The organism is Rhizobium sp. CB3171, from assembly GCF_029714265.1.
Lineage (GTDB): Bacteria > Pseudomonadota > Alphaproteobacteria > Rhizobiales > Rhizobiaceae > Rhizobium.
Window position 1 is genome coordinate 341845 of record NZ_CP121653.1, and the last position, 15829, is coordinate 357673.

General features: G+C 59.3%; 14 protein-coding genes. 10 read left to right on the top strand and 4 right to left on the bottom strand.

Going from position 1 to position 15829, the window contains the following annotated elements; all coding sequences use genetic code 11:
- The first annotated feature begins 9 nt into the window (after window positions 1–9).
- The gene (locus QA648_RS20790) at window positions 10–1371 is read left to right on the top strand and encodes a GGDEF domain-containing protein (RefSeq protein ID WP_283053340.1); all 1362 of its coding nucleotides are present in this window, start codon (window positions 10–12) and stop codon (window positions 1369–1371) included.
- Between the two features lie 105 nt (window positions 1372–1476).
- Here QA648_RS20790 and QA648_RS20795 read toward each other — a convergent pair whose 3' ends face one another.
- Entirely contained in the window at window positions 1477–1809 is a 333-nt protein-coding gene (locus QA648_RS20795) for an oxidoreductase (RefSeq protein ID WP_104827834.1), read from the bottom strand.
- 217 nt (window positions 1810–2026) lie between these two features.
- Between QA648_RS20795 and QA648_RS20800 the strand changes: the two genes are divergently transcribed.
- On the top strand, window positions 2027–2251 hold the full coding sequence (locus QA648_RS20800; RefSeq protein WP_283053343.1) for a hypothetical protein: 225 nt from the start codon (window positions 2027–2029) through the stop codon (window positions 2249–2251).
- Window positions 2252–2304: 53 nt separating this feature from the next.
- On the opposite strand, the gene QA648_RS20805 is transcribed toward QA648_RS20800, so the two are convergent.
- The 3 genes from QA648_RS20805 to QA648_RS20815 all read right to left on the bottom strand — a co-directional run bounded on the left by QA648_RS20805 (window position 2305) and on the right by QA648_RS20815 (window position 6738).
- Complete coding sequence (locus tag QA648_RS20805; protein WP_311319457.1) at window positions 2305–2739, bottom strand: GNAT family N-acetyltransferase; 435 nt, start codon at window positions 2737–2739, stop codon at window positions 2305–2307.
- Between the two features lie 36 nt (window positions 2740–2775).
- Window positions 2776–3198: a GNAT family N-acetyltransferase gene (locus QA648_RS20810; RefSeq protein WP_283053347.1), complete on the bottom strand. Its 423-nt coding sequence runs from the start codon at window positions 3196–3198 to the stop codon at window positions 2776–2778.
- A gap of 135 nt (window positions 3199–3333) precedes the next feature.
- The gene (locus tag QA648_RS20815) at window positions 3334–6738 is read right to left on the bottom strand and encodes a hybrid sensor histidine kinase/response regulator (protein ID WP_283053349.1); all 3405 of its coding nucleotides are present in this window, start codon (window positions 6736–6738) and stop codon (window positions 3334–3336) included.
- 251 nt (window positions 6739–6989) lie between these two features.
- Here QA648_RS20815 and QA648_RS20820 point away from each other — a divergent pair, with 251 nt between their 5' ends.
- The 8 genes from QA648_RS20820 (at window position 6990) to QA648_RS20855 (ending at window position 15825) form a co-directional block, all read left to right on the top strand.
- Window positions 6990–8645 (top strand): ABC transporter substrate-binding protein, encoded by a 1656-nt coding sequence (locus QA648_RS20820; RefSeq protein ID WP_260304762.1) that lies wholly within the window; start codon window positions 6990–6992, stop codon window positions 8643–8645.
- 115 nt (window positions 8646–8760) lie between these two features.
- On the top strand, window positions 8761–9738 hold the full coding sequence (locus QA648_RS20825; protein ID WP_283053352.1) for an ABC transporter permease: 978 nt from the start codon (window positions 8761–8763) through the stop codon (window positions 9736–9738).
- A 3-nt stretch (window positions 9739–9741) separates the two neighbouring features.
- Window positions 9742–10656 carry an ABC transporter permease gene (locus tag QA648_RS20830; RefSeq protein WP_283053354.1) on the top strand — a complete coding sequence of 305 codons (915 nt, stop codon included), beginning with the start codon at window positions 9742–9744 and terminating at the stop codon, window positions 10654–10656.
- Between the two features lies 1 nt (window position 10657).
- Window positions 10658–11467, top strand: coding sequence for an ABC transporter ATP-binding protein (locus QA648_RS20835; RefSeq protein ID WP_283053356.1), 810 nt, complete (start codon window positions 10658–10660; stop codon window positions 11465–11467).
- Entirely contained in the window at window positions 11464–12432 is a 969-nt protein-coding gene (locus QA648_RS20840) for an ATP-binding cassette domain-containing protein (RefSeq protein WP_283053358.1), read from the top strand. The genes QA648_RS20835 and QA648_RS20840 overlap by 4 nt, the downstream gene beginning before the upstream one ends.
- Window position 12433: 1 nt before the next feature.
- Window positions 12434–12907 carry a GNAT family N-acetyltransferase gene (locus QA648_RS20845; protein WP_283053359.1) on the top strand — a complete coding sequence of 158 codons (474 nt, stop codon included), beginning with the start codon at window positions 12434–12436 and terminating at the stop codon, window positions 12905–12907.
- Between the two features lie 48 nt (window positions 12908–12955).
- The gene (locus QA648_RS20850; RefSeq protein ID WP_283053361.1) at window positions 12956–14872 is read left to right on the top strand and encodes a family 20 glycosylhydrolase; all 1917 of its coding nucleotides are present in this window, start codon (window positions 12956–12958) and stop codon (window positions 14870–14872) included.
- Between the two features lie 128 nt (window positions 14873–15000).
- Window positions 15001–15825: an aldolase gene (locus tag QA648_RS20855; protein WP_283053363.1), complete on the top strand. Its 825-nt coding sequence runs from the start codon at window positions 15001–15003 to the stop codon at window positions 15823–15825.
- The last annotated feature ends 4 nt before the right edge of the window (window positions 15826–15829 follow it).

Consider the following 15829-nt stretch of genomic DNA (forward strand, 5'->3'; position numbering starts at 1 on the left):
GCGACTGGCATGGATGATATCAAAGGGTCGAGTAGGCGCCAGCTCTCGCTCAGCTTTGTCGGTCGGCTTGTTCTCCTGGGTGTTGTCAGCTACTCGCTGATCGCCGCCGGGATTTCGCTCGTCCTGCTGAATAGAATCGAGACCCAAGCAAACTTTACCCGTGATACCCAAATCCCGCTCATCCTGACACAGACGCGGAATGCGGTAAAAATCGAACGTCTCTCCTCTCTCCTGCGCTCCATCTATCTGGCGAAAGATCGCAGATTGGAGCGGCAAATCCAATTGCAGATTCAGGCCCTCACGCAGGGATTCTCGTTCGATCAAAATGCCCGTCTCATCGAAGGGTCACGGCAAATCGCCGATGAAACCAAGATCATCGCAAAACTTCGTCAGCAGGCCCGCGACCTGCGTGAGGGCGAGACGTCGTCTGCCACAGCCGCATCGGATGCCGACGATGTCGATAAGCTGACGACGCAATCCTATGACCGCGCCATGCACACGATCGATGCGATGGCCGCACAGTTAAGCGGCGATGCTGCAGTCGTCGCCGACGATCTCGCAAGCGAAATCCAGCGCAGCGCAGGGCATATGCAGGTTGGGTGGATTTTGATCCTGCTCGTTCCAAGCCTTTTTGCCACCGTCTTGCTGATCGCTGCGAGACGTCACCTCACGGCGCCTATTGTGGCCGCGATCGATAATCTGGAGCGCATTGGAAAGAACGAGCGGGTCGTCAGTCTAAAGCGCGCTCCGCGCATCGCGGAACTGGCAATGATCGATGCTGCGATCGTGGCCTATGGACAGGTCTCGGACGATCTGCACCGCACCAATGCCATTCTGCATGGCTTGGCGGAACAGGATCCGTTGACCGGACTGGCAAACCGCCGGACCTTCGAGAACCATCTCACATCGGCCTTGAGCCGGCGAGCCACCGTCTCTCCTGATCTTTCGATTATTATGGTCGACGTCGATCACTTCAAATCCGTCAATGACACATTCGGCCACCTGGTTGGCGACAGGGCTCTCGCGGCCGTCGCCGATGTGCTGAGCAGTTTGCCCTGGCACGCCAACAGTCTCGTCGCACGATATGGCGGGGAGGAGTTCGTTATCGTCCTGGAAGACTGTTCGCAGCAGCAGGCGGTCGAGCGCGCAGAAAGCCTGAGGCGTTCCATTCAGGAACTTTCGATCGAGACGCATGGGGGGACGTCTTTACGACTGACCGCTAGTTTTGGCCTCGCAGTGGCAAGCCATGCCAGCGATGCGCCGGCGGAAATTGTTGCGGCGGCTGACGGCGCCCTCTACAGCGCAAAGAGAAACGGTCGCAACAATGTTCAGGTCGCATCGCGGCCCGGCGAGATGTCAAAGGCCAGTTAAGTCCTGCGGCGTTCGTTACGTCGTCTTCGATCCGGCCGCCGGACGCCCCAATCTCGATTTCGGGAGACGAGTCAGGCAGCAGACATCAGCTACTGCCTACATCGGCTATGGGCAGTTTGACGACGTTGCGGGGTTTGCTGCCTGGTCCTGCTTCATCGTTGTCGTGTTCTTCGATGTCGACATTCCGTTGCAGTCGCTGGCCTTTCCTTTGTCGTTGCTGGCGCCGTTGCCAGCCGCGTCGCCGCTGTTGGTGCCGCTGGTTGTATTGGCACCGGAGCCCTTGTTGCTGTTCATGCCGTTGTCAGATCCGGAGCCTGAAGGTGTCGAGGTCCCAGAACCCGCTCCGGATCCGCTACCGCTGGTGCCGGACTGTTGGGCCAGTACCGATGTTGCAAGGCCGAGGGAAAGAGCTGAGACTGCCAGGATTTTCAAGAACATGATTTTCTCCTTGGATGTTCTCTGTTTGCCGACGTCGAACAAATATCGGCCTGGCATGTTCCAAAGATTCCCGCTGAGCAACGCTAACAGATCATGCTTCGATGATCTTGGACAGCGAGCGAACATTGCTATTGGGATAGCGGATTAACTGCTTCGAAGCTCCGTTTTGCTACAGTAGGTTCGCCTCGAAAACCCGTCGGCGAAAGAGAGTTCGAGCATGCAAACAGTCATGGATTTTATGAAGGCTGCTGTGGCGATTATCACAAGCCTCATTGTTTTTGTGTTCTTGATCTTGATTGTGGTGGCGCAGGCAGGTTGCCCAATTCCAAAATGCAGTGGCCCAGACGGTGATATCTGGATGGGGCCATTCGTCTTCAGCTTCATCGGCATTCCGGCTATTCTGCTTTTGGCTTTGATGATTTTTATCAGCCGACGGCGTTGAGAAGACGGGAAGGTCAACGGCAGCAATTAGCTTTGGTGGATGCGCCAAGGCTCTCACTTTAGTGTCTTAGTCATCGGATAACCGGAACTCGTCCCAAAAGCGCCGCTTGATGCACCCACTTCAAGATACCCATTCGACCGATAGAATTGCCGAGCGGTTTCGGTGCTGGTCAAATTGCACCGGGTATTTCCGCGCTCGCCCGCTCTCTTTTCAAGGGCGCTGAGCAAGGTGCGACTAACCCCTCGAAACCGGGCGTCCGGTGAAACGTAGTTCAAGCTGATGGTTCCAGCATCTGTCACAGCGCCCACCGCGAGAATCTCGCCGTTCTCGACAGCAACGAGCAGCGAATTGTCGGGTCGGTTGATCCAAGCCACAAAATTGTCGACCGTCTTGTTGCCGAGCCAACCTGCCAGAATTGCTGGATCGTTCTTGTGGTCCGCCTCGCACAGCTCTGAAATTGACCGCCTCAAAACAATGCAGCCAGCCACGGCATCCTCCGGTATGGCGTCTCGTATTTCCATGCTTCAAAAGACCTTTCGGAAAAAGACGCGTTCCTTGCCCCTTGGATAATCTTGCAGACTGCCGAAGCGCTCATACCCCTGCTTTTCGTAGAACCCCGGAGCCTGGAAACTGAACGTATCCAGCCAGACGCCGACGCAACCCTTCTCCCTGGCGATTTGCTCTGCTTGCGTAAGGAGTGTGGATCCCAATTTTTCACCCCGAAGACTTTCCGGCACGAAGAGCAATTCGACAAATAGCCAATCGTAATAGAGCTTCGCCCATAGCCCGCCGATGGCTTCGCCCGCCTCATCGCGCAGCATAATGCCTATCGGCTCATATCTGTCGTCGCCCGTTTTCGCGTCGTTGAACGCCAGCAGAGGATTAACTATCGCCTGGCGATCGTCGTCCGATGGATTGTCGAGGATGGAGACGGTGACAGGTGGCATGATCGTTTCCTTTGCATAGTCGTGGTGCTGTGGTGAATGGCCGATGCAATCCTAACGATAGATATGGGCGCTTGTTAAGTGCTGTGCCTCCATAAGATGCAGGACCGCGAGGAGGAGACCCTTATCGATACCACCTCAATTCGTGTTGCGGCCATCGCGGACCATGGCGCGCAACTGATCGAGATCCCGGCGCAACGTCTCGACGAGATCGCCGAGGTCGGCATCGAAGCCGGTTTTCGTGGCGCAGGCCAGTGCGAATTCACCGGAGCGTATAACGTCACGCCAGCGGGGTTGGAGCGGCAAGGTTTCGAGCAGCAGATATTTTTCCAGCGTTCGCGCCTGCAACGAAGAGCGATCGAAGTTCACGCGCCAGATACCGCTGCTCTCCGCGAAGTCGATTTTGCCTTTGCCCGTCATCCGTTTCCAGAGCTCCAGGCTCTGTTTCATGACGTCGATGATGATCAAACGAAAGGCGCGTTGCTGTTCGGGTTCCCCTTGTGGTTCGAGGGGTGAGGTATCAGCGCGTTCCGGCTCAGGTGCCAAAAGGGCCAGGTTGGCGCCGGCGCTGTCGATCGCTCCCAATACGTGGTGGACCATTCGGTCCCTGCGGGGCATGTCGCCAGCCGAAACTGCCGAGACTGGTTGAATAACAAGAGCAAGCCCTCCGCCGGTTCCGATGTCGAACTCGAAGACGTTGAGAGCGAACGCGTGGCCGCCGAGGCGGACGCTTGACAGGTAAAACTCTCCCTCCCGCTTCACGGCCTGATACATGCGCTCCGCGAGCTCGGTGCCCGTCAACGATGAAAGCGCTGTTTCATGCGCGATGATTGGCATGCTTAACATGCCAAGGGCAGCCTGGTTTGTGTAGATGATGCGGTGCTGGCGATCGGTGCAGAGAATTGCCACCTCGAAAATATCGAGAAGCCTCGCCATACGTTGCTGCGACAGCCGAAGCGCATCCTCGACTTCGACCCGCCGCTCGATTTCCGCCCTGAGCGAGCTATTCTCACGGAGCTGGCCGCGTGCACGCGCAGCCTCCAGCAGCGTCGCCACGCGGGCCAAAAGCTCATCCTTGACGAAGGGTTTGACGACGTAATCATTAGCACCATGTTCGAAGCCGGCGATCACATCGCGCGTCCGGCTGCGCGCCGTCACCATGATGATCGGCACATCGAGCAAGTCGTAGCGCTCGCGGATGGCTTTGGCGACTTCTAGCCCGCTCATGCCCGGCATCATCACGTCGAGCACGACCAGATCGGGTTTCAGTCGATCGATGAAAGCCAGTGCATCCGCCCCGTTTTCGACCGCGCGCACGACATAGCCGACCGGCTGCAGGACATTGCGCAGCACCTGGATGTTGATCGGCTCGTCGTCGACCACAAGGATCAGCGGTACGCCGGGCGCCATCGGCGCATCGGTGGCGATCTGGCTGCGAGCGATCATGTCTACCGTCTCGTGCAGCCGTTTCTGATCGAGTTCCTCGCCGAAATAATCGACATAGGACGGCTCGACTGCCGCAGCGGGCAGGACGAGCGTGAAGCGCGATCCTTCGCCCAGCACGGAATGAGCAGTGAGTTTGCCATTGAGGAAGGTTGCGAGCTGACGGGCGATCGTCAGCCCCAGACCGGTGCCGGCAGGCGGCCGCGTGCCATCCCCGAAACCCGCCTGCTCCAAAGGTTGGAAGATGCGTTCGAGGCTGTCGCTGGCAATGCCGACGCCCGTGTCCTCGACGCTGATCGCAACATTCATCCCGGCTGGCGTGGCCACGACGCGGATCGTGCTCTGGCCGGCGTATTTGATGGCGTTTCCGAGGAGATTATAGAGGATCTGCTCGAAACGCACGGGGTCGGCCATCACGAAGGGGATGTCTTCGGGAATGTCGACCTCGAGGGCCACCGGCTCGCCGCGCAGGAGCGGTTCGCACATTTTCAGCACGCTGCTCACGCTGGTTGCAATATGCACAGGATGGATGTCGAGCCGCATGCGGCCCTGGCGGATGCGGTAGAGATCGAGGAGATCGTCCACGAGGCGCGAAAGCCGCCGGGCGCTGAAGCTGATGAGCTGAAGCTGGTTGCGCTGGGCTGTCGTCAATTCCCCGGCAACGCCCGCCACCAATGTTTCGGAAATGCCGATGATGCCGTTGAGCGGGGTGCGCAGTTCATGCGACGTGTTGGCGACGAAGGCATCCTTCATCCGGTCCGCCTCTTCGAGCGCCTTGTTCTTCTCCTCAATCAGGCCGACATGCTTTTCCAGCTCGGCATTCTTCTGATTGATGAGCTTGAGCTGTTCGCTGACAGCATCGCGCATGCGCGTGAAACTCGCCGTCAGCCGGCCGAGTTCGGACGGGTTCTTGATTGTCGGCATGGCATGATCGAGATTACCATCGGCAATCGCGCCTGCCGCGTCGGTCAGGCGCTGCACGGGCCGTGTCATCGTGCCGGAGAGATAGAAGACCAGGGCGGTGAGCACTGGAAGCAGAACCAGAGCCAGCGTGATGACGATTTGCCGAAGCGAATTACTGTTTGCGAAGGCGACCGAGTCCGGCACTTCGGCAACAAGGCTCCAGGGAACGGCGCCAAAATGCAATTGTGTGCCTGCCGCGAGCGCAGGAACGCCACCAAGCCCATCCGCGACGAGCGCTGCGCTAGAAGGCGCGCCGTCGGCGCCGGTGGCCGCGGAATTGCTGGGCATGCCCGGTTTGCCGCCTTCCGGCGCTGAAATGTAGAGACCATCGGAATTGAGGAGATAGAGGCTGCTGGTCCCGCCCTGCTGCGATTGAACGATCCGGTTGAGCCCTTTGGGACCGAGGCGGAAGATGACCATGCCGCGCACCTTGTTGTAGAAGGCGACGCGGACGGCGACGTAGGCGGCGAACTTGCCGGTGACCGGATCGGTGGTGAAATCGCCCACCAACATGGTCTGGTCCGGCGACGCTTCCGTCATGGCGCGCGACAGGCGGGAGAGGGGTGTCGCCGCAACCAGCGTCTTCAGGTCCGTACCGAGATAGCGGTCCTTCTCGACCGAATAGACGACACGCTGGTCCGGCGTGATGAGGTAGAGGTTCTCGAATTCGGACGTGGTGACGAAGCTGACGAAATCATCGTGAAACTGCTGATGGGCGTTGGCATATTCCAGCGCCGAGCGCAGCATGGCGTCATTGTCCTTCGGCAGCAGCGCTTCACCGCCGCCATCGCGATCGATTCCGAACATTTGATGCAGGATAGCGGTCGCCCGCTCCGGGGACGGGTCGATCTTCCGGAACGCATAGGCAAAGCCATAGAAATCGCCGATCGAATAGCGCACGGCATTCGACTGGCTGAGGCTTTCCGCCTGCCTTGTGGCAAAGGTCAGATATTGTTCGATCTCGCTGCGCTTGGCGTCCCGAACGAAAGCGAGCTTGGCGAAGGTTTCTGCCGTGACGCTGCGATTGAGGATGTAGAAGAAGGCGGAGGCGGTGGCCAGCAGCGGCAGGAGGCTGATCGCCAGAAGGATGAGCAGAAGGCGGCCGCGAAATCCGGATGGCGATAACGCTCTCAGCATCGGCAGCATTTCCGCATCATCTCTGGCACCCGCTCCTCCCGCTCTCCCCATGGCGGATAATTCCGGCCAATCTATACAATTGCGAAAAAAGGGGAGTGGGTTTTTTCGATATGATCGGAATTTCCGGTTTTGACGATTTTGCCGCAACTCCTGCCGGAATTGTCGGGTGACTTTGCCGTTTGCCGCGCGCTGATATGACGTTGCCAACCGGGCCGGGCTAGAACCTGCGCCGTGATAAATGGGGAACGGAAATGAACATCAAGACTATTTTGAAGGCCGCGCTGGTTGCCAGCGTCATGGTGCCGGCATCAGCGCGTGCAGAGGTGACGTTGACTGCGCTGCCGGACGAATCGACGGCGTGGGTGGAGAATTTCAATCCTTTCAACACCACGACCCGCGTGCCGTCGGTGGAAGACTTCATGTATGAGCCGCTGATTGTCTTCAATGCGCTCAAGGATGGCGAACCGAATTATCGGCTGGCGGAATCCTTTGCCTATTCGGACGATCTGAAAAGCGTCACCTTCAAGCTCAGGAACGCGAAGTGGTCTGACGGCAAGCCGTTTACCGCGAAGGACGTGGTCTTCACATTCAATCTGATCAAGGAGCACAAGGCGCTCGATCTGCAGGCGATCTGGGATCAGATCGATGGAATCGAGGCACCTGACGATCATACGGTGAAGATCAACTACAAAAGCCCGAACAGCGGCCTGATCTTCAAGATCGTGCAGATTTACATCGTTCCGGAACATATCTGGGCGTCCGTAAAGGATCCGGTCACGTTCACCAATCCCAATCCGGTCGGCAGCGGCCCGCTCACAGAAATCCGCCGCTTCACGCCGCAGGAATATGTCCAGTGCCGCAACCCCAATTATTGGGACAACGCCACGCTGAAGGTCGATTGCATGCGTTTCCCGCAGGTCGCGGGCAATGATCAGACGATCGCGCTTGCCGCCAAGGGCGAACTCGACTGGTTCGGCTCCTTCCTTCCGGACATCGAGAAGACCTATGTCGGTACGGACCCCAAACATCATGGCTACTGGTTCCCAGCCGGTTCCATGGTCGCCTTCACCATGAATTTCGAAACGACGAATCCTGGCAATCACGAGGCATTCAACAACCTCGCCTTCCGCCGCGCCTTCTCAATGGCGCTGGATCGCCAGGCGATGGTCGACATTGCCGGCTATGGCTATCCGACGCTCAACGAATATCCCTCCGGCCTCGGACGGGCTTTCCATTCCTGGAATGATCCGAAGGTAGATGAGAAATACGGGGCCTTCTCGAAATATAATGTCGAGGCCGCCAAGGCTGAGCTGGCAAAGGCCGGCTTCAAGGATGTCGATGGCGACGGCTTTGTCGAAAATCCGGATGGCAGCAAGATCAGCTTCGACATCATCGTGCCGAATGGCTGGACGGACTGGGTGAACACCTGCCAGCTTGCGATCGAAGGACTGACGGAGGTCGGCATTCAGGCAAAGCTCGCAACCCCGGATGTTCCCGGCTGGACCGATGCGCTGATCACCGGCAAATACGACGTCGCGATCAACTCTTTCCGAACCGGCATCACGCCGCAGTTCATGTATGACGAGGCGCTCAACTCGAGCAACAAGGGCAAGACACGCTTTGCATCGGCCCACTACAGCAACCCAGAACTCGATGCATTGCTGAACGAATTCTACACCACCAATGATCACGGCAAGCAGGTCGAGATCATGAACAAGATCCAAGACATTATCGGCGCGAACCTGCCTTTCGTTGCGGTTTACAACAACCCGCTCTGGTACGAATACAACACCAAGCGCTTCACCGGTTGGTTCAGCGCCGACAACCCGGTCGCCCGCCCGGTCGTCTATGGCGGCGTGCCGGAACGGCTCCTGCAGCTTCTGGCATTGCGGCCAGTCACGCAGTAATCGCGCGTCCGACTCTCCCTCTCTGTTTGGACGCACGCATTCGGTTCAGGCGCTCAGCCTGAACCGAATTGATCGCGGCCATCCGCCCTGCTCGGTCGCTGCCGGAGACAAACCGATGACCTTCATCTTGCGAAGAGTGATCTTCTATATTGCCGCCTTCTTCACCGCGGCCACGATAAATTTCTTCATACCGCGGCTGATGCCGGGCAATCCGGTGGACGTGATGTTCGCCAAGATGAATTCCTCGCTGCCGCCCGAGGCCAAGGCCGCCTTGATCGAAACCTTCGGCTTCGCCTCGGGGCCGCTTTATCTGCAGTTTCTCGACTACATGAAAAGCGTCTTCACCTGGGATCTGGGGCCATCTATCAAATTCTATCCGCTGACCGTGGGGCAGGTGCTCGGTCATGCGCTTCCCTGGACGCTGACGCTCGCCGGCACGGCCTCGGTCCTCGCCTTCGCAACGGGTTCATGGCTCGGGGTTTCCGCGGCCTGGCGGCGCGGCGGCATCCTCGATACGATTGCTTCTCCCGGCGCGCTTGCGCTCCAGTCCATCCCCGCGGTCGTGGTGGCCCTGACCGGGCTCTATGTTTTTGGTTTGATCCTCGCCTGGTTTCCGACGAGTTTTGCCTTCGACCCGCAACTCGATCCCGGGCTGACGCCGAGCTTTCTCTCCAGCGCGCTTTACCACGCCGTCATGCCGGTGGTGTCCCTCGCCTTCGTTCATATCGGCGGCTATCTCGTCACCATGCGCAACAACATGATCGGCCAGCTCGGCGAGGATTATGTCGTCATGGGCATGGCCAAGGGCCTTTCCGATCGACGCGTGATGTTCAACTACGCAGCGCGCAATGCCTTGCTTCCGAGCGTGACGGCTTTTGCCATCACCCTCGGCGCCGTGATGGGCGGCTCGCTGGTGACCGAGGTGGTGTTCAACTATCCGGGTCTCGGCCATCTCCTCTATCTCGGCATCGTCGCGCGTGACTATCCGTTGATCCAGGGCCAGTTGCTGATCATGACGCTTGCCATGCTCTCGGCCAATCTCATTGTGGACCTCATCTACGTGCTGCTTGACCCAAGATTGAGGAAGGCCTGATCCATGCAGAGGACCCTCCTTCCCATTCTCAGCAACCGCAAGGCGCTCATCGGCCTTGCCATCGTCCTCCTTTACGTCGCTGTCGCCTTGCTGGCTCCCGTGCTGACCGGTCATGACCCGATCAAGCGGGTCGGCCGGCCACATGAGGCGCCTTCATTGGACCATATCCTCGGCACCACTCGGATGGGCCGCGACGTCTTCACCCAGTTGATCTGGGGCACGCGTACGTCGCTGTTCATCGGGCTTCTGGCCGGTTCGATCGTTACCGTGATCGGCGTGATCCTGGGCGTGACCGCAGGCTATTTCGGCGGCTGGATCGACGAAGCGATCAACTTCATCACCAATATCGCTCTCGTCATTCCGCAATTGCCCTTGCTGCTCGTCATCGCCGCTTTCGTCGGCGAGGCGAGCCCCTTGGTGATCGTGCTTATCATCGGGCTGACCTCCTGGGCCTGGGGTGCAAGGGTCACGCGGGCGCAGACCATGACGCTCCGGCAACGCGATTTCATCCTCGCCTCGGAGCTGATCGGCGAGCCGAAATGGCGGATGATCGTCGTCGAGCTCATGCCCAATCTGCTTTCGATCATCGGCTTCAATTTCATCGGCTCGGTCATCTATACGATCATCACCGAGGCAACGCTGGAGTTTCTGGGGCTCGGCGATCCGCTCGCCGTTTCCTGGGGCACCATGCTCTATAACGCCCAGACCGCATCGGCGATGAGCGTCGGCGCCTGGTGGGAGGTGTTCGCGCCGGCAACCGCGATCGCCGTTATCGGCATCGGTCTCTCGCTGATCAATTTTGCCGTCGACGAGATTTCCAATCCCCGGCTGCGCACGCTCGGGACAGTCAACGCGGCTGTCAGAAAACAGCGCAAGCTCGATCGCGCCCGGACCGTAGCACACGGACAGGAGGCTTGAAATGAACCTCTCCTCCAATCTCGTGGAAGTGCGTGGGCTGCAGGTGGATTTCCTGACCCAAAACGGTCTCTTCACTGCCGTCAAGGGTGTGGATTTCGACATAAAGCGCGGCGAAGTGATGGGGCTTGCCGGCGAAAGCGGCTGTGGAAAATCGACCATAGCCTTCGCCCTGATGCGGCTGCATCGCCCGCCGGCGATCATCTCGAAGGGCGATATCCGTATCGACGGGACCGATGTGCTCGCGCTTTCCACCCGCGCCCTGGAGCAGTGGCGCTGGCGCAAGGCGTCCATGGTGTTCCAGAGCGCCATGAGCTCTCTCAATCCGGTGCTGACGATCTTCGAGCAGTTCAGGGACGTGCTGTCCAGGCACGACGGAATGGGGAAGGACGAGGCACGGGCGCGCGCCGAGACGCTGATGCGGCTCGTCTCCATCTCCTCTGACCGACTTGACGACTATCCGCATCAATTGTCCGGCGGCATGCGCCAGCGTGTCGTGCTCGCCATCGCGCTCGCGCTCGAACCGCAGCTCGTGATCATGGATGAGCCGACGACTGCACTTGACGTGGTCGTTCAGCGGGAGATCCTGCAGGAGATCGTCACGCTCAAGGAAACGCTCGGCTTTTCCATCCTCTTCATCACCCATGATCTGGCGTTGATGGCACAGTTTGCCGATCGGATTGCCATCATGCTGAAGGGGGAAATCGTCGAAACCGCGCCCGTCGCGGATATCGTTGCCGCACCCCGGCATGAGTATACGCGTCGCCTTTGGGAGGCGATGCCGCGGCTCGGGCACGCGATGGAGGCCGTATGACGGACGATAATTTCTCACCGCTGCTCGAACTCAAGAACGTCAGCAAAACCTTCTTGCTGAAGCCGTTGTTCGGGCAGGAAAAGCGGGTCGATGCGCTTCGGAACGTGTCTTTGAAACTGGAGGCGGGAAGGGCGCTGGCGATCGTCGGCGAATCCGGGTCCGGAAAATCGACCGTGGGACGAGCAGTCACCCGGCTCTTCCAGCCGACATCGGGCAACATCCTGTTTGCGGGTCGGGATATCGGCGGCCTCACCACGGCAGCCGACCAGATGACTTACCTTCGCATGGTGCAGATGGTGTTCCAGGACCCCTTCGCGGCGCTCAATCCGGCACACAGGATCCGCCATCACCTCTTCCGCCCTCTCATCTTGCATCAAGGCTTAAAGGGCGATGCGTTGGAGGCGGCTGCGCGTCAGACGCTCGCCGATGTCGAACTCGATCCCAACGTGACGCTCGATAAATATCCGCATGAGCTTTCGGGAGGACAGCGCCAGCGTGTCAATCTCGCCCGCGCGCTTGCAGTCGATGCACGGTTGATCGTTGCGGACGAGCCGACATCCATGCTCGACGTCTCGATCCGCCGCTCCGTGCTGGACCTCATGCGCCGGCTGAAGCTCGAACGTGGCATCGGCTTCCTTTACATCACCCACGATATCGCGACGGCGCATTATATTGCCGAGGATACGGCCGTGATGTTTGCCGGTCAGATCGTCGAATATGGCCCGTCGGCCAGCGTGATCCGCAATCCGCAGCATCCCTATACGCGGCTGCTGCTCTCGGCCGTGCCCGATCCGGCCGTCAGGATCGCGGGCCGTAGCGGCGAACAGGGGCAATCGTTCTCCACGCATGCCGAGACGGTGCGGGATGCATCTCGTAGGCCGGTCGGGCAATCGGTGGAAGTTACGCCCGGCCATTTCGTCTTTCATCATATCGACATGAACCCATCGACAGGGGAGGCCGCGTAGCATGTCTGATCTTCTGGTCCGTCTTTACGACCTGCCGGCCTATGACGACGCGAAAGTGCGCGCGCATGGCATCGAGATACGCCGGGCGCTGACGCCGGAGCGCAGCCTGGTGCTCGGCTGGATCGAAAAGCATTTTGGCTTGAAATGGGCCGCCGAAAGCGAAACGGGCTTCGGCAGCCATCCGATCACGACCTGGATTGCGGTCAAGGATGGCGAGATGTTGGGCTTTGCCTGCGGCGACGCCATTGCCAAGGGGTTCTTCGGACCGACTGGGGTCGCGGAGGAGCAGCGCGGCAAGGGCGTCGGCGAGGCGCTGTTGTTTGCCGTGCTCTATGGCCTGCGCGAGGCCGGCTATGCCTATGCCATTATCGGCGATCCAGGCCCTGTCGAATTCTACCGCAAGCGCCTCGACACCCTCGAAATCCCCGGATCATGGCCTGGTATCTATCGCGGCATGCTCCGCACTTCCTCCTGACATTCCGCAAGCATTGTTTCGCCCTCACCGAAATCTGAAAGCACCACCATGACGTCAGCACCATGTCATCTCGAAGCCTGCTGGGAACCTATCGAAGGCACGACCGGCCGTTTCGAATTCACGCTCTTCAATTTTACCGATGAGACCCTCACCGGTTTCCGCCTTGCCTATACGTCGCTCACCCGCACGGCCGACACTCATGTGTGTCAGGGCGCGACGCTGCTGCGCCGCAATGCCAATTTTCACGAATATGCGGCGCCGGTCGAGCTTGCGCTCGCACCGGGCGAGCAATGGACCTTTCGTGTGTCCGGCCTGACCCGTCCGGCGAAACATTGCACCGACGGTGTGAAATCCGCCTATATGACCTTGAGCGATGGACGCGCCCTGCCGGTCACATTCGGCGATCTGATGCTCAAAGGCCGAAAGAGCACGGCCGCACCGGCGCTTCTTCCGGAAGGACGGCTCGACCAACCTTTCTCGCTCTTGCCCTGGCCAGCCGAATGCCGTCTGACGGCAGGCGGTGAGGTGCCGGTGGCGCTCTATCCCGCACCGGGGAGCGGACCTGTGCATCGCAAGACGATGGTGGCCGTGCTCCGGCTTTTCCAGCGGCTCTTTTCCGCCGCGAACGTGCCCTTCAGCCTCACCGCCGTCGAAGGCGGCGTGCCGGTGATATTCGCGTCGTCATCGCTTTCCAAGGAAGGCTACGCGCTTGATTTCTCGCCGGGCGGCATCCGCCTGACAAGCGGGGATGCAGCCGGCCTGCAATATGGGCTGACCACGCTTGCGCAGATGCTGCATGGCGCGCGGACCGATCCCGCAAAATTCAAATTTCCGGTCGCCGGGCGAATTTCCGACCAGCCGCGCTATGCCTGGCGCGGCTGCCATCTCGATGTCTCCCGACAATTCTATCCCGCGGCCGATATCTCCCGCCTTCTCGATATCCTGGCCTGGAACAGGCTCAATATCTTCCATTGGCATCTGACCGACGACGAGGCCTGGCGCATCGAAATCAAAGCCTATCCGGCGCTTACCACGATCGGCGCGCGGCGCGGCCCGAATGAAGTCCTGGTGCCGCAACTCGGCGACGGTGCCGAGGTTCGCGAGGGGCATTATTCGCAGGAGACCGTCCGGGAGATCGTTGCGCATGCCGCCGCGCTCCATATTGAGATCATCCCGGAAATCGATATTCCGGGCCATTGCACGGCAGCCCTCACGTCCATTCCCGAACTGGCCGATGGCCAGGAGGCGCCCGACAGCTATCGCTCAGTTCAGGGCTATCCCAACAACGCGCTTAACCCGGCAATTCCCGCCACATATGAGTTTCTCGGCAAAGTCTTCGACGAACTGATCGAGCTTTTTCCCTCCGACTACGTCCATGTTGGCGGCGACGAGGTCGCTAATGGCTCATGGCTCGCTTCGCCGCTCTGCCGCAAATTGATGGATCAGGAAGGCGTAGAAGGAACGTTCGGCCTCCAGTCCTATTTTCTGGGCAAGGTCAAGGCGATGCTCGATACGCGCGGCCGAAAGCTCGCCGGCTGGAACGAGGTCGCCCATGGCGGCGGCGTCAACGCGGAAAACACGTTGCTCATGGCGTGGGAGAACCAGAAGGTCGGCATCGAACTTGCCCATGAAGGCTACGATGTCGTGATCACGCCCGGCCAGGCTTATTATTTGGACATGGTCCAGGCAGAGGATTGGCAGGAGCCCGGCGCGAGCTGGGCGGGCACCGTGCCTCCTCACTATACCTACACCTATGAGGCGGAAGGCGATTTCCCGCATGAGCTTAAACATAAGCTCAAAGGCATTCAGGCCTGCATCTGGAGTGAGAACTTCATCTCCAAGGCCTATTTCAACCATCTCGTCTTTCCTCGTTTGAATGCGATTGCGGAAGCGGCCTGGACTCCCAAGGCTCAGAAAGACTGGGAGCGCTTCGCCGCGATAACGCGGCTCAGTCCCTTGCTTTGATTGAATTGGCAGGGATGGCCAGCTGTTCCATGCACAGCGATCTATGGAAACGATACCACATTTATTGACTCGCAATCCCGACCCGCATATCTTCCCATATGGAAACGTTACCATATGGGAGGAAGCGAATGAAATCCGCGCGGCTCAACCGACTTTTTGGCGTGTCTGGAAATTGCTTCGACGTCGCCATCGATCACGGCATGTTCAACGAACGGACTTTCCTCGCCGGCATCGAGGACATGAAGACAGCCATCAAGGTGATCGCCGACGCCGCGCCCGATGCCATTCAGCTTCCGCCGGGCACGGCGCCTCTGCTGCAGGCAATCCCCGGCAAGCAGCGTCCTGCATTGGTCCTGCGCACTGACATTGCCAATATCTACGGCAATCCGCTGCCTTCGGCGCTGTTTTCCGAAATGATCGACCGGGGCGTCGAACAGGCCGTGGCGCTGGATGCCGCCTGCGTCGTCGTCAATCTTCTGATGCTGCCGGACCAGCCAGAAGTCTATCGTGCCTGCGTGCGCAATGTGAATAGTCTGAAGCGTGAATGCGAGATCTACGGCATGCCGCTGATGGTCGAACCGCTGGTCATGCAGGACAATTCAAAGGGTGCCTACATGGTCGACGGCGCGATCGACAAGATCCTGCCGCTGGTGCGTCAGGCAGCCGAACTCGGCGCTGACATCATCAAGGCCGACCCATGCGACAATGTCGCGGAATATCATCGCGTCGTCGAAATCGCTCAGGGTCTTCCGGTGCTGGTGCGCGGCGGCGGCCGCGTTTCGGATCAGGAAATCCTGACCCGGACAAAGCAGTTGATGGAACAGGGCGCCCGAGGCATCGTCTATGGCCGCAACGTCATACAGCACAACAACCCCGCAGGCATGACACGGGCGCTGATGGCGATCGTCCATGACGAGGCTTCGGTCGAAGATGCCTCGCGGCATCTCGCCTGACGCG

Excerpts from the sequence above, each read along its gene's own strand:
- QA648_RS20790 (WP_283053340.1), top strand. The coding sequence starts at position 10 with ATGGATGATATCAAAGGGTCGAGTAGGCGCCAGCTCTCGCTCAGCTTT.
- QA648_RS20795 (WP_104827834.1), bottom strand. The coding sequence starts at position 1,809 with ATGTTCTTGAAAATCCTGGCAGTCTCAGCTCTTTCCCTCGGCCTTGCA.
- QA648_RS20800 (WP_283053343.1), top strand. The coding sequence starts at position 2,027 with ATGCAAACAGTCATGGATTTTATGAAGGCTGCTGTGGCGATTATCACA.
- QA648_RS20810 (WP_283053347.1), bottom strand. The coding sequence starts at position 3,198 with ATGCCACCTGTCACCGTCTCCATCCTCGACAATCCATCGGACGACGAT.
- QA648_RS20815 (WP_283053349.1), bottom strand. The coding sequence starts at position 6,738 with ATGCTGAGAGCGTTATCGCCATCCGGATTTCGCGGCCGCCTTCTGCTC.
- QA648_RS20820 (WP_260304762.1), top strand. The coding sequence starts at position 6,990 with ATGAACATCAAGACTATTTTGAAGGCCGCGCTGGTTGCCAGCGTCATG.
- QA648_RS20825 (WP_283053352.1), top strand. The coding sequence starts at position 8,761 with ATGACCTTCATCTTGCGAAGAGTGATCTTCTATATTGCCGCCTTCTTC.
- QA648_RS20830 (WP_283053354.1), top strand. The coding sequence starts at position 9,742 with ATGCAGAGGACCCTCCTTCCCATTCTCAGCAACCGCAAGGCGCTCATC.
- QA648_RS20835 (WP_283053356.1), top strand. The coding sequence starts at position 10,658 with ATGAACCTCTCCTCCAATCTCGTGGAAGTGCGTGGGCTGCAGGTGGAT.
- QA648_RS20840 (WP_283053358.1), top strand. The coding sequence starts at position 11,464 with ATGACGGACGATAATTTCTCACCGCTGCTCGAACTCAAGAACGTCAGC.
- QA648_RS20845 (WP_283053359.1), top strand. The coding sequence starts at position 12,434 with ATGTCTGATCTTCTGGTCCGTCTTTACGACCTGCCGGCCTATGACGAC.
- QA648_RS20850 (WP_283053361.1), top strand. The coding sequence starts at position 12,956 with ATGACGTCAGCACCATGTCATCTCGAAGCCTGCTGGGAACCTATCGAA.
- QA648_RS20855 (WP_283053363.1), top strand. The coding sequence starts at position 15,001 with ATGAAATCCGCGCGGCTCAACCGACTTTTTGGCGTGTCTGGAAATTGC.